The following is a 14138-nucleotide window of genomic DNA, read 5'->3' on the forward strand; positions in this document are numbered from 1 at the left end:
CATGCCCGCTTCCTCCGCCCACGCGCCGGCGCTGCCGGCTGAGCCGCCCCGGCGCCGGCTGCCACGGCTGCCGCTGCCGGGCCTGCTCGGCCTGGCGGTGATCCTGTTCTGGCTGGCCACCGCCATCGCCGGCCCCTGGCTGCTGGCGCCCGAGGCCAATGCGCCTGGCGCCGACGTGGTGTTCGGCCGCCTCAGCGCCGCCCATCCGCTGGGCACCGATTACCTCGGCCGCGACATGCTCGCCCGCCTGGTGCTGGGCGCCGGCTACACCGTGGGCGTGGCCATCGTCGCTACCCTGCTGGCCAGCGCGGGCGGCACCGCCTTGGCCCTGCTGGCTGCGGTGCGCGGCGGCTGGGCGGACGGCACCCTCAGCCGCCTGATGGACACGCTGATCTCCATCCCCAGCAAGCTCTTCGCCCTCATCATGGTCGCCGCCTTCGGCTCCTCGGTGACGCTGCTGGCGCTGACCGCAGCGTTGATCTACGTGCCTGGCGTGTTCCGCATCGCCCGCTCGCTGGCGGTGAACATCAACGCCATGGACTACGTGGCGGTGGCGCGCAGCCGCGGCGAGGGCGATCTCTACATCATGCGCCACGAGATCCTGCCCAACATGCTCGGCCCCATGCTGGCCGACCTCGGCCTGCGCTTCGTCTACGTGGTGCTGCTGCTCGCCGGCCTGTCCTTCCTCGGCCTCGGCGTGCAGCCGCCGGAGGCGGACTGGGGCTCGCTGGTACGGGAGAACCTGGGCGGCCTGCCGGAAGGCGCGCCGGCGGTGATCGTGCCGGCCTTGGCCATCGCCAGCCTCACCATCGCGGTGAACCTGGTCATCGACAACCTGCCGGGGCGCGCCAACCGTGAATGATCGCAGCGACAAGGAGATTGCCATGCGCGCCCATCCCACCGGCACGGCAACCGGTGCCGCGGTCGCGGTGCGCGGCCTGCGCATCGCCGCCGGCGGCACGCCCATCGTGCACGGGCTGGATTTCGACATCGCCCCCGGCGAGGTGCTGGCGCTGATCGGCGAATCCGGCTCGGGCAAGACCACCACGGCGCTCGCGCTGATGGGCTATGCGCGCCAGGGCTGCGAGATCGTCGGTGGCAGCGTGCGCGTCGGCGACATCGAGGTGCTGGGGCTGGACGCCGCCGGTCGCCGCAGACTGCGCGGCCGCAGCGTGGCCTACATCGCGCAGAGCGCCGCAGCCTCCTTCAACCCCTCGCGCACCATCATGGACCAGGTGGTGGAGCCGGCGCTGATCCACGGCCTGATGCCGCGCGCCGAGGCCGAGCGCAAGGCGGTGGCGTTGTTCCGCGAACTCGCCTTGCCCAAGCCCGACACCATCGGCGCGCGCTACCCGCACCAGGTTTCCGGCGGCCAGCTGCAGCGGCTGATGGCGGCGATGGCGCTGATTACCGACCCGGCGCTGGTCATCCTCGACGAGCCCACCACCGCGCTCGACGTCACCACCCAGATCGAGGTGCTGCGCGCCTTCCGCCGCGTGGTGCGGGAGCGCGGCACCAGCGCGGTGTACGTCACCCACGACCTCGCCGTGGTGGCGCAGATGGCCGACCGCATCCTGGTGCTGCGCCACGGCGCCGCGCGCGAACTCGGCGACACCCGCCAGATCATCGAGGCGCCGCAGGACGACTACACCCGCAGCCTGCTCGCTGCCGCCCATCCGGCCGCGCGCGCAGGCGGTGCGCTGGCGGCGGCGGGTTCCACGCCGCTGCTCGAAGTGCGCGATCTCGCCGCCGGCTACGGCCCGCGCGGTGCCGACGGTATGCCGGCGGTGCCCATCCTCGCCGACATCGATCTCGCGCTGCACCGTGGCCAGGCCATCGGCGTGATCGGCGAATCCGGCTCCGGCAAGACCACGCTGGCCCGCGTCGTCGCCGGCCTGGTGGGGCCGGCGCGCGGCCAGGTGCTGCTGGACGGCGCGCCGCTGCCGGCGACGCTGGCGGAGCGCAGCCGCGAGCAGCTGCGCCGCATCCAGATCGTGTTCCAGATCGCCGACACCGCGCTCAATCCGGCGCACACGGTGGAACGCATCCTCGCCCGCCCGCTGCAGCTCTACCACGGCTTGTCCGGCGCGGCGCTGCAGGCGCGCATCGCCAAACTGCTCGACCTGGTGCAGCTGCCCGCCGCCGTCGCCGGCCGCCTGCCCGGCGGGCTGTCGGGCGGGCAGAAGCAGCGCATCAACCTCGCCCGCGCGCTCGCCGCCGAGCCCGACATCATCCTCGCCGACGAGGTGACCTCGGCGCTGGACACCGTGGTCGGCGCCGCGGTGCTCGACCTGATGGCCGAACTGCGCCGCGAGCTGGGCCTGTCCTACCTCTTCATCAGCCACGACCTCAACACCGTGCGCGCGGTGTGCGACGAGGTGGTGGTGCTCTACGCCGGCCGCAAGGTGGAAGCGGTGCCGCGCGAACGCTTCGGTACCAGCGTGCGCCATCCCTATTTCGACCTGCTGGCGCGCTCGGTGCCGGAAATGCGCATCGGTTGGCTGGACGACATCGCCCGCAACGAGGTGGCGCCGGTGGCGCGCACACCGGGCGGCTGCGTGTTCATCGATCGCTGTCCGCTGCGGGTGGCCGGGCTGTGCGACAGCACGCCGCCGCCACGCCAGCGGCTGGCGGGCGGGAGCGAGATTCTGTGTCATCGCAGCGAAGCGGAGCTGGCTGCGGCGGTGTGATCAGAGCCGTCCAGCGGCCTGCTGACTGTTCCTCCCCCTTCAAGGGGGAGGTTAGGAGGGGGATGGGGTTGGCCGGCGCCGGCGCCGCGCAAGGCTGCACCCCATCCCCACCCCAGCCCGGTAGCCGGTGCCAGGAGGCACCGTCGTTCGGCCGGCGGCGAGCAGTGCTCGCCGAAACCCCGTCCTCACCCCCTTGAAGGGGAGGGAGGATGTGCCCTGACGCCACTTCCTACATTGTTCGCAGCGCCAGTCAGCGCCGCCCCCCAGGAGCCCCCATGCCTCTCACCCTCACCCACCCCGACCTCCAGCGCCAACAGAACTTCATCGCCAACGCCTGGCGCGATGCCACCGACGGCCGCTTGCTGCCAGTCAGCGATCCCGCCACCGACACCGTCTTCGCCCACGTCCCCGACAGCACCGCCGCCGACGCGTGCGCCGCGGTCGATGCCGCCCACGCCGCCTTTCCCGCGTGGCGCGCGCTCACCGGCCGCGAGCGCGCGCACTACCTCAAGCGCTGGCATGCGCTGATCCTCGCCCACCAGGACGACCTCGGCCGGCTGATCTCGCGCGAGCAGGGCAAGCCGCTGGCCGAAGGCCGGGGCGAGGTGCTGTACGCGGCGAGCTATGTCGAATGGTTCGCCGAGGAGGCTGCGCGCAGCCACGGCGAGGTCATCCCCGAGCCGGTGCGCGGGCGCAAGATGCTGATGGTGAAGGAGCCGGTGGGCGTGGTCGCGGCGATCACGCCGTGGAATTTCCCGGCGGCGATGATCGCGCGCAAGATCGCGCCGGCGCTGGCCGCCGGCTGCACCGTGGTTGCCAAGCCGGCCGAGGACACGCCGCTGACCTCGCTGGCGCTGGTACGGCTGGCGGAGGAGGCCGGGCTGCCGGCCGGCGTGCTCAACATGGTCACCGCCTCGCGCGAGCGTGCGGCCGAGGTGGTCGACGTGTGGCTGGCCGACAGCCGGGTGCGCAAGATCACCTTCACCGGCTCGACGCCGGTGGGCAAGCACCTGGTGCGCGAATCGGCGGCCACCCTGAAGCGGGTGTCGATGGAGCTGGGCGGCAACGCGCCCTTCATCGTGTTCGAGGACGCCGACCTCGACGCCGCGGTCGCCGGCCTGATGGCGGCCAAGTTCCGCAACGGCGGCCAGACCTGCGTCTGCCCCAACCGGGTGTTCGTGCATGGCGCGGTGCATGACGCTTTCGTCGACAGGCTGGCGGCGCGGGTGGCCGCGCTCGGGGTCGGGCCGGCGAGCGCGCCGGACAGCCAGATCGGGCCGATGATCAATGCCCGCGCGGTGGACAAGATCGCCGCCCACGTTGCCGACGCCGTCGAGCACGGCGCTCGTGTCGTCACCGGCGGCGAGCGTCTGCCCGAAATCGGCCCCAACTATTTCGCCCCCACCGTGCTGGTCGGGGTGAATGCCGACATGCGTTGTACGCAGGAAGAAACCTTCGGCCCGGTGGTGCCGGTGAGCCGCTTCGAGCACGAGGACGAAGTCGTCGCCGCCGCCAACGACACCCCCTTCGGCCTGGCCGCCTACTTCTACACCCGCGACATGGCGCGCGCCTGGCGGGTGGCCGACCGGCTGGAAAGCGGCATCGTCGGCATCAACGAAGGCGCGCTCGCCGCCGAGGTGGCGCCCTTCGGCGGCATCAAGGAATCCGGCTACGGCCGCGAAGGCTCGCGCCACGGGCTGGACGACTACACGCAGATGAAATACCTGTGCCAGGGCGGGCTGGGCTGAAAGAAGGGGGAGGGCGGCGCGGCGCCTGAAGGCGGCCGCGGTTCGTTCCGCTACACTGCCGCCGCCCGATTGCTTGTCGGCGTGTTAATAGCCGCTACCATCGCCGCCAACTTCGCTACGATATTGCGTACCGACGGCAGCGAACCGCACAGTGTTCGTGGCGCCGCTTTCATAATGTCCTGCATGGTGCACCGCGTTATCCACTTCCTGCTGCTGCTTGCCGTCCTGTTCCACGCGATCGTGGCGCAGGGAGGCTGGGCCGCGGCCGGCACGTCGCCGCAGGCGGGCCACGCGGCGCTGCACTGGCAGGGCAGCGCGCATCATCATCGCGGCGACGACGGTAGCCACATCCACCATGACCGGTCGCCGGAATCGCTCAAGCACGTGAATTTCGACTGCGCGGTGCATGCGGTCGCCCTCCTGTCCTCCGGGCTCGCCGATCTGCCGCGCCTGCCGGACGCCACGCCGTTCGTCGCCACCGTGCTCGAACCGCCCGTCCCCTTCCTCGAACGCCTCAAGCGACCTCCCCGATCCGCCGCCTGATCTGAGCCCATGCATTCCCGGCCGGTGCGTTGCGCCCGGCTGGGCAGATCCACCGCGTGACCGCACGGGACGCCCGCGTCCCGGCGGCACGCCCCTCGTTGGCGAGGAAAACTTGAGAACCAGACCCTGGATGGCTGCCTGCGCGATCGCCGGCAGCATGATCTGCTGCGCCGCGCTGGCGCAGACCACACCGCCGCCGCGTGTCGGCCTGGCGCGCGCGCTCGACGCCGCCTGGCAACGCACCCAGGCCGGCACCGAAGCGCAGGTGGCGCTGGCACGCGCCGAGGCCGAGCAGGTGGCGGCCGACAGCCTGCTGGCCGAGCCCCCGGCGCTCGAACTCGGCCATCGCTCCGACCGCTGGCACGACAACAAGGGCGCGCGCGAGAACGAAGTCGGCCTTGCGCTGCCGCTGTGGCTGCCCGGCCAGCGCTCGGCGCGTCAGGCGGCGGCCGAGGCGGGCCAGACGCTGGCCCGCGTCGGCGAGGACGCCGACCGCCTGCGCCTGGCCGGCGACGTGCGCGAGGCCGCATGGACGCTCGCCGGGCTGGACGCCGAAGTGACGGTGGCCGATGCCCAGCTGCGTTATCTGCGCGAGCTCGCCACCGACGTCGAGCGCCGGGTGCATGCCGGCGAACTGGCGCGTACCGATGCGATCGCCGCGCGTGCCGAGGCGCTGGCGGCACAGGCGGCGCTCAGCGAAGTGCGCGAACGCCGTCACGCCGCGATGGCGCGCTGGCAGGCGCTGACCGGGCTGGATACGGCGGCCGATCCGCGCGAGGCGGAAGCCGCCCCGGCCGCCGCCGGCGACGACGGCCTGCCTGCCGCCCACCCCGGCCTGCGCCAGGCGGCGCAGGCGGTGGAACACGCCCGCCGCGGTGTCGAGGTGGCGCGTACCGACCGTGCCGCCGCGCCCGAACTGACGCTGAGCTACCGCCGTGAGGTCGCCGAAAGCGGCGCTTCCGCCGAGCGCAGCATCAACTTCGGCCTGCGCCTGCCCTTCGGTACCGATGCCCGCAACCGGCCGCTGGCCGCCGCGGCGCAGGGCGAGCTCGCCCAGGCCCAGGTTGCAGAGCTGCGCCTGCGTCAGCAGTTGGCTGGCGACCTGGTCGCCGCGCGCGGCGCGCTCGATGCGGCGGCGGAACAGGCCGAGGCCGCCCGCGAACGCGCCGGCCTGCTGCGCGAACGCGCCCAACTGATCGACAAGGCCTTCCGTGCCGGCGAAGCCGCGCTGCCCGAGCTGCTGCTCGCCGCGTCCGCCGCCACCCAGGGCGAAGCCGGCCGTGCCCGCCAGGACGCCGCGCTGGGCTTGGCCCGCGCCCGTCTCCAACAAGTTTCCGGAATCCTGCCATGACCCCGATTTCCTTCCCCCTGCTGCGGCACAGCCTTGCCGCCCTCGCGCTGGCGGTGGCCGGCGCGGCTTTCGCCTCGCCCGGCGCTCACGGTCCCAATGGCGAACACCTGGATGCACCGTCCGGCGCGATCGCGGTGTCCGCTACGCCACGCGTCGAGACCCATTCCGAAGCCTTCGAACTGGTCGGCAAGCTCGATCACGGCCAGTTGAGTTTCTTCCTCGGCCGCTACGAGACCAACGAGGCGGTGCTCGGCGCCAGGGTCGAGCTCGAAGCCGGCGGCCTCAAGGCCACCGCCGCCTTCCGCGCCGAATCCGGCGACTATCTGGTGAGCGATGCCGCGATGGTCGCGGCGCTGGCCAGGCCGGGCCAGCACGCGCTGGTGTTCACCGTGGAGGCGGGCGATGACAGCGATCTGCTCGACGCCAGCCTGACCGTGGCGGATACCCATGCCGTCGCCCATACCGACGGCGACGCCGGCCTGCCGCTGGCATGGACCGCCGCAGGCGTGCTCGGCCTCGCCGCGGTCGGTACCGTCGCGCTACGCCGGCGCAGGCCGGCTTCCATCCAGTCCGCCCGCGGAGGTCGCGCATGAATCGCACTGCCCACACCCTGAGCGCGCTGGCGCTCGCCCTCGCCGCGCTGGGATCGTCCTGCGCGCTCGCCTCGCCCGGTGCTCACGGCCCTAACGGCGAACACCTCGATGCGCCGGGCGCGGCGGCGAATGCCTCCGGGCTCGCCCGCCTGCCCGACGGCAGCGTCAACGTGCCGATGGCAGCACAGCGCCGCATGGGCGTGCTCACCCGTTTCGCGGTGGAAAGCGAAGCCGCCGCCACCGTGGAGCTGCCCGGCCGCGTCGTCATGGACCCGAATGCCGGCGGCCGGGTGCAGCCGATGTACGGCGGCCGCATCGAAGCGGCGCCGAAGGGCCTGCCGGTGGCCGGCCAAGCGGTCAAGCGCGGCGAGGTGCTCGCATATCTGCGCTACCAGGCCGAGCCCTACGCCCAGGCCGAGCAGCAGGCCCAGCTCGCCGAGGTGCGCAACAACCGCAAGGTCGCCGAGCAGCGCTTCGAGCGCCTGCAGGGTCTGGAAGGCAGCGTGCCGCGCAAGGAGCTGGATGTCGCCCGTGCCGAACTCGACAGCCTGAAGGCGCGCGAGCAGCGCATCGGTGCCGCGCTCGGCGCGCGCGAGGCGCTGGTGGCGCCGGTCGATGGCGTGATCGCCCGCGCCGATGCGGTTGCCGGCCAGGTGGTGGAAGCGCGCGACGTACTCTACGAGATCGTCGATCCGGTGCGGGTGCTGGTCGAAGCCACCGTCGCCGATCCGGGGCTCGCCACCGGCATCGCCGAGGCACGCGTGGTGGAAGCGCCGCAGGCCGCCTTCGAGCTGGTGGGGGCGGCGCGCAGCCTGCGCGACGGCGTGCTGCCGCTGACCTTCCGCGCGGTGCCCGATCCCAAGGCGAAGCCCGCGGCGCTGCCGCTGGCGGTGGGCCAGCCGGTGACGGTGGTGGCTGCGCTTGCCGAGCGCACCAGGGGCTTCGTGCTGCCGGCCGAGGCGGTGGTGCGCAATACCGCCAACGAGCCCATCGTGTGGATCAAGTCCGGCGCCGAGCGCTACATCCCGCAGCCGGTGCAGTACCGCGCGCTGGACGCGGCGCGGGTGGTGGTGACCCACGGCCTGGGTGCCGACAACCGCGTGGTGGTGCAAGGCGCACCGCTGATCGCGCAGATCCGCTGAGCGGAGAACGATCATGTTCAACTGGATCGTTCGCTACAGCCTGGCCAACCGGCTGTTCGTGCTCGCGCTCGCGCTGCTGATGATGGCCTACGGCGCCTACACCGCCTGGAAGACGCCGGTGGACGTCTTCCCCGACCTCAACAAGCCGCTGGTCACCGTGCTGACCGAGGCCGGCGGCATGGCACCGGAAGAGGTCGAACAGCTCGTCACCTTCCCGCTGGAAACCGCACTCGGCGGCATGCCCGGGGTGACCCGGGTGCGTTCGGTGTCGGGCGTGGGCCTGTCCATCGTCTATGCCGAGTTCGACTGGGGCACCGACATCTACCGCAACCGCCAGCTGGTGTCGGAGCGCCTGTCGCTGGTGAGGGAGCAATTGCCGGCCGGCATCACCCCGATGATGGGGCCGGTGTCGTCCATCATGGGCGAGGTGATGCTGATCGGCCTGCCGCTGGCGGCCGACGGCAAGGTCAGTGCCATGCAGGCGCGCGAGTATGCCGACTTCGTACTGCGGCCGCGTCTGCTGTCCATCGCCGGGGTGTCGCAGGTCATCCCCATCGGCGGCGAGGTGCGCACCCTGCGCGTCGAGCCGGACACCGCCCGCATGGCGCAGTTCGGCGTCACGCTGAGCCAGGTCGAAGCGGCGCTGGCCGGTTTCGCCAGCAATGCCGGCGGCGGCTTCATCGACCTCAACCGGCGCGAATACCTGATCCGCCACCTCGGCCGCAGCAACCGCGTCGAGGATCTGCAGGGCCTCGCGGTGGCCTGGAAGGAAGGCCGCCCGGTGCTGCTGGAGCAGGTCGCCACGGTGCGCTTCGCGCCCAGCCTCAAGCGCGGCGACGCCGGCTACAACGGCGGGCCGGCGGTGATCCTCAGCGTGCAGAAGCAGCCCGACGCCGACACGGTGAAGCTCACCGGCCAGATCGAGCGCGCGCTCGCCGAGCTCGACAGCGGCCGCCCGGCCGGGCTGGCGGCGCCCAGGGTGCTGTTCCGCCAGGCCGACTTCATCGAGGCCTCGATCGGCAACGTCAGCGAGGCGCTGCGCGACGGCGCCATCATGGTGGCCATCGTGCTGTTCGCCTTCCTGCTGTCGGCGCGCACCACGCTGATCTCGCTGGTCGCCATCCCGCTGTCGCTGGCGGTGACCGCGCTGGTGTTCCACCTGCTCGGCCAGTCGATCAACGTGATGACCCTGGGCGGGCTGGCGATCGCGATCGGCGAACTGGTGGACGACGCGGTGGTGGATGTGGAGAACATCCTGCGCCGCATGAAGCAGAACCGCGCGCTGCCCAATCCGGCGCCGGTGCTGGAGGTGGTGGCGGCGGCCAGCGTGGAGGTGCGCTCCGGCATCGTCTACGCCACCATCATCGTCTGCCTGGTGTTCGTGCCGCTGTTCGCGCTGCCTGGCATCGAGGGCCGGTTGTTCTCACCGCTGGGCATCGCCTACATCGTGTCGATTCTGGCCTCGATGCTGGTGTCGATGACGGTGACCCCGGCGCTGTCCAGCTACCTGCTGCCGAAGATGAAGCGCCTGGACCACGGCGACAGCCCGCTGGTGGCGAAGCTCAAGGTCTGGGACGCCAAGCTGCTGACCTGGTCCTTCCCGCGCGCGAAGCTGCTGATCGGCGTGGCCGCGCTGGCGGTGGCGGCGGCCGCGGCGAGCGTGCCCTTCTTCCCGCGCGCCTTCCTGCCGGCGTTCAACGAGGGCTCGCTGGTGCTGGGCATGGTGCTCAATCCCGGTACCTCGCTCGACGAGGCCAACCGCCTCGGCATGCTGGCCGAAAGCCTGATCCGCGAAGTGCCCGAAGTCACCCAGGTGGGCCGCCGCACCGGCCGCGCCGAGCTCGACGAGCATGCCGAAGGCGTGCATGCGGCCGAGATCGACGTCGATCTGGTGCGCAGCGGCGGCCGCGACCGCGAGGCGGTGATGGCCGACATCCGCGACAAGCTGTCGGTGCTGCCGGCGCAGGTGGCGATCGGCCAGCCGATCTCGCACCGGCTCGATCATCTGCTGTCGGGCGTGCGCGCCCAGGTGGCGGTGAAGATCTTCGGCGACGACATCGACACCCTGCGCGGCCTGGCCGAGCAGATGCGCCAGGGCCTGGCCGCCGTGCCCGGCCTGGTCGACCTCACCGTCGAGAAGCAGGTGCTGATCCCGCAGATCACGGTGCGGCTGGACCACCGCAAGGCGGCGCAGGCGGGCCTCACGCCGGGCGAGGCGCTGCGCCTGCTGCAGGCGCTGACCGACGGCGCCCATGGCGCCGAGATCGTCGACGGCCCACGCCGCTACGACCTGGTGCTGCGCCTGCCGGATGCCCGCCGCAGCCCGCAGGATCTGGCGCGCACGCTGATCGACACCCCGGCCGGCAAGCTGCCGGTGTCGGCCATCGCCAGCGTGGAAGAGACCGACGGCCCCAACCAGGTTGGGCGCGAGAACGGCCGCCGCCGCATCGTGGTGTATGCCAACACCGACGGCTCCGACATGGGCCGGGTGATCGCCGAGGTGCGCGCGGTGATCGCCCGCACGCCCATGCCGACCGGCAACTTCGTCACCCTGGAGGGCCAGTTCCAGGCCCAGGAGCAGGCAACCCGCCTGATCGCCGGACTGTCGCTGGTGTCGCTGGCGATGATTTTCCTGGTGCTGTACTCGCGCTACAAGTCGGCGGTGCTGGCCGGGGTCATCATGGCCAACATCCCGCTGGCGCTGATCGGCAGCGTGGTGGCGATGTGGCTGGCCGGCGTCACGCTATCGGTGGCCTCGATGGTGGGCTTCATCACGCTGGCCGGCATCGCCACCCGCAACGGCATCCTCAAGGTCAGCCACTACATCAACCTGTGCCGCTTCGAGGGCGAAAGCTTCGGCGACGCGATGATCGTGCGCGGCTCGCTGGAGCGCCTCACGCCGGTGCTGATGACCGCGCTGGTGGCGGCTTTCGCGCTGACCCCGCTGCTGCTGGCCGCCGACGCCCCGGGCAAGGAGATCCTGCACCCGGTGGCGGTGGTGATCTTCGGCGGCCTGGTCAGCTCCACCCTGCTCGATACCCTGCTGACCCCGGTGATCTTCCGCCTGGTCGGCGAGAAGCCCACCCGCCGCCTGCTCGAAGGCGGCGAGGAGGGCGCGGTGCAGGGTCTGCCGCAGGAGGCGTACTGATGCCGATCAATAACCCGGCGCGCTGAGCGCGCGATGAAATCCGAGGCCAGCGCGGCGCCGCCTGCAAAGTGCGCCGCACCTTCGATGGAGATATTCCGATGAAAGCCCTCAAGACCCTGCTCGCCGCCGTCGCCCTCGGCGCCGCCTCGCTCGCCGCCGCCCCGGCGCTCGCCCACGGCGACAGCGCCCCCAAGCACGGCGGCATCGTCAAGTCCGCCAACGACCTGTCCTTCGAGCTGGTGGCCGAAGGCGGCGACGCCGCGCTCTACATCGACGACCACGGCGCGCCCTTCGACACCGCCGGCGCCAGCGGCAAGCTCACCGTGCTTGCCGGCAGCGACAAGACCGCGGTCGACCTGAAGCCCGCCGGCGGCAACAAGCTGCTCGCCGCCGGCGCCAAACTGCCGGCCGGCGCCAAGGTGGTTGCGGTGATCACGACTGCCCAGAACAAGACCGCCTCGGTACGCTTCAACCTGCCCTGAGCGGGCAGCGCCGAACCGGGCTCCGGGGTCGCGCCGCGGCCCTGCCCGGTCCCGGCAAACCGGTTGTACGGCCCCCTGCCGGGGGCGTTCGCGTTTATGCCTAAAGATATAAACGCGGCGCTGCGGGAATTTCCGTTGCCCTTGTTGCAAATCACGTTTTTCGTACAAGACCGGACGCAGCGCATGGTCGATCCTTGATGCCGACACGATGTTTTGCCGCACCCCCTTCCCCGTCTGCCATCAGGAGTAGATCGACATGACCAACAGGACCAAGCGTCGCCTCCGCCGCGTACTCGTACCCGCGGCCGCCTGCCTCAGCTGCGCCTCGGTGTTCGCCGCCGAACCCGCCGATACCCAGGACGCCGCCGACACCAAACCCGCCGCCACCGCGTCTTCCTCCGCCAGCACGCTCGACACCGTCAGCGTCACCGGCAAGAAGCAGCCTTACCGCAAGCTCACCGCCACCGGCGCCACCAAGACCGACACCCTGCTGAAGGATTTGCCGCAAAGCGTGCGCGTGCTGACCGAGGATCTGCTGGAAGACGCCGGCGTCACCAACCTCGCCGGCGCGCTGGACCTGTCCAGCGGCGTGTCGCGCCAGAGCAATCTCGGCGGCCTGTGGGACAGCTACGCGATGCGCGGCTTCACCGGCGATCCGAGCTTCGGTTCCGACTACCTGGTGAACGGCTTCAACTACAGCCGCGGCTACAACGGCGTGCGCGACGGCGCCAATACCGGCTCGGTGGAAGTGCTGAAGGGGCCGTCGGCGGCGCTGTACGGCCGTGGCGAACCCGGCGGCACGGTGAACATCACCACCAAGAAACCGCTGTTCCAGCGCGAAGGCGAGGTGAGTGTCTCCTACGGCAGCTTCGACGCCTTCCGCACCGCGATCGACCTCACCGGCCCGATCTCCGACCGCATGGCCTACCGCCTCAACGGTGCCTACGAGAAGGCCGGCAGCTACCGCGACCACGTCTCGTCGGAACGCTCGCTGATTTCGCCGTCCTTCCTGTGGATGCTGTCGGACGACACCACGCTGTCCTACGAGCTGGAAGTGTCGCGCCAGAAGGCCACCTTCGACCGCGGTGTGGTGGCGATCAACGGCAAGCTCGGCGCGATCTCGCGCAAGCGCTTCCTTGGCGAACCGGGCGATGGCGACCACGATACCGAGACCGTCGGCCATCAGGTCTTCCTGCAGCATTACCTCAACGACGACTGGCAGCTGCAGGGCGGTTTCAGCTTCCGCGAAAGCTCGATCAAGGGCACCTCGACCGAAGTGCGCTTCCTGCGTGCCGACAATGCCACCGCCGTGCGCCAGCGCCGCACCCGCGACAACGAGGCGTCCGACCTGTCGGCGCGCGCCGAACTGCTCGGCAGCTTCAAGACCGGCCCGCTCAAGCACAATGTGCTGTTCGGCGTCGATGCCTACAAGTTCGTCGATGAGCGTCTGCAGTACCGCATCGCCAACGCCGGCAACATCAACATTTACGAGCCGGTGTACGGCAACGTGGTGTGGGGCTTCACGCCCGCCAACCGCAACACCGACACCAAGGAAGAGCAGGATTCGCGCAGCCTCTACGCGCAGGACCAGATCGACCTGACCGAGCAGTGGAAGCTGCTGCTGGGCGTGCGTTTCGACGACTACGACCAGAAGCTCACCAACAACCGCAACGGCATCGTGGTGAAGAAGTCGCTGGCCGCCACCAGCCCGCGCGTCGGCCTGGTGTATCAGCCGACCAAGCAGGTCTCGCTCTACGCCCAGGCGGGCAAGAGCTTCCGCCCCAACGGCGGGGTGAGCCGCGACTTCACCGCCTTCGATCCGGAAGAGGGCCGCTCCTACGAACTCGGCGCCAAGTGGGATTCCGCCGACCAGCGCATCACCAGCACCGTCGCGCTGTTCCACATCACCAAGGAGAACGTGCTCAGCCCGGATCCGGTCGATCCGAACAACTTCTACGTGACCGCCGGTGAAGTGGAAAGCAAGGGCCTGGAGTTCGACCTCTCCGGCGAGATCATGCCTACCGTCCGCCTGTCCTTCGCCTACGCCTACACCAAGACCGAAGTCACCAAGGACAACAACGCCCTGCTCGAAGGCCGCGAACTGGCCAACGTGCCGCTGCACAGCGCCAACCTGATGCTGGTCAAGAGCCTGTCGCTGAACGACAAGCCGGCGACCGTCGGCGTCGGCCTGAACTATGTCGGCGAACGCGAAGGCGCGGTGGCGCCGCTGGTTGCCGCCGACGACTTCAAGCTGCCCGGCTACACCACGGTCAAGCTCACCGGCTCGTACAACTTCGACAAGCAGACCAAGCTGATGCTGGAGGTCGATAACCTCTTCGACAAGGAGTACTACACCAGCTCCTACAGCCAGGCCTGGGTGTATCCGGGTAGCCCGCGTGCCTTCAAGGCCACGCTGCAGCACCGCTTCTGATTGCCTGCGA

Annotated in this window: 10 protein-coding genes; all 10 read left to right on the top strand. The window is 70.8% G+C overall.

What is annotated here, in order from left to right:
• Position 1 precedes the first annotated feature (1 nt).
• The 10 genes from CJ010_RS01430 to CJ010_RS01475 all read left to right on the top strand — a co-directional run bounded on the left by CJ010_RS01430 (position 2) and on the right by CJ010_RS01475 (position 14128).
• Complete coding sequence (locus CJ010_RS01430; RefSeq protein ID WP_240794475.1) at positions 2-862, top strand: ABC transporter permease; 861 nt, start codon at positions 2-4, stop codon at positions 860-862.
• A gap of 22 nt (positions 863-884) precedes the next feature.
• A complete protein-coding gene (locus CJ010_RS01435) occupies positions 885-2690 on the top strand; it encodes an ABC transporter ATP-binding protein (protein ID WP_141016380.1) in 1806 nt (601 codons plus the stop codon).
• A gap of 275 nt (positions 2691-2965) precedes the next feature.
• On the top strand, positions 2966-4438 hold the full coding sequence (locus CJ010_RS01440; protein WP_141016381.1) for an NAD-dependent succinate-semialdehyde dehydrogenase: 1473 nt from the start codon (positions 2966-2968) through the stop codon (positions 4436-4438).
• Positions 4439-4621: 183 nt separating this feature from the next.
• Positions 4622-4981: a hypothetical protein gene (locus CJ010_RS01445; RefSeq protein ID WP_141016382.1), complete on the top strand. Its 360-nt coding sequence runs from the start codon at positions 4622-4624 to the stop codon at positions 4979-4981.
• A 130-nt stretch (positions 4982-5111) separates the two neighbouring features.
• Positions 5112-6332, top strand: a complete 1221-nt coding sequence (locus CJ010_RS01450) for a TolC family protein (RefSeq protein ID WP_205754870.1) — start codon at positions 5112-5114, stop codon at positions 6330-6332.
• On the top strand, positions 6329-6925 hold the full coding sequence (locus CJ010_RS01455) for a hypothetical protein (protein ID WP_141016384.1): 597 nt from the start codon (positions 6329-6331) through the stop codon (positions 6923-6925). Before CJ010_RS01450 ends, CJ010_RS01455 begins: the two co-directional genes overlap by 4 nt.
• A complete protein-coding gene (locus CJ010_RS01460; protein ID WP_205754871.1) occupies positions 6922-8067 on the top strand; it encodes an efflux RND transporter periplasmic adaptor subunit in 1146 nt (381 codons plus the stop codon). The genes CJ010_RS01455 and CJ010_RS01460 overlap by 4 nt, the downstream gene beginning before the upstream one ends.
• Positions 8068-8080: 13 nt before the next feature.
• Positions 8081-11215 (top strand): efflux RND transporter permease subunit, encoded by a 3135-nt coding sequence (locus CJ010_RS01465; RefSeq protein ID WP_141016385.1) that lies wholly within the window; start codon positions 8081-8083, stop codon positions 11213-11215.
• A gap of 98 nt (positions 11216-11313) precedes the next feature.
• A complete protein-coding gene (locus tag CJ010_RS01470; RefSeq protein ID WP_141016386.1) occupies positions 11314-11697 on the top strand; it encodes a hypothetical protein in 384 nt (127 codons plus the stop codon).
• Between the two features lie 256 nt (positions 11698-11953).
• Complete coding sequence (locus tag CJ010_RS01475) at positions 11954-14128, top strand: TonB-dependent siderophore receptor (RefSeq protein ID WP_141016387.1); 2175 nt, start codon at positions 11954-11956, stop codon at positions 14126-14128.
• Positions 14129-14138: the final 10 nt, after the last annotated feature.

Source organism: Azoarcus sp. DD4 (assembly GCF_006496635.1).
Lineage (GTDB): Bacteria > Pseudomonadota > Gammaproteobacteria > Burkholderiales > Rhodocyclaceae > Azoarcus.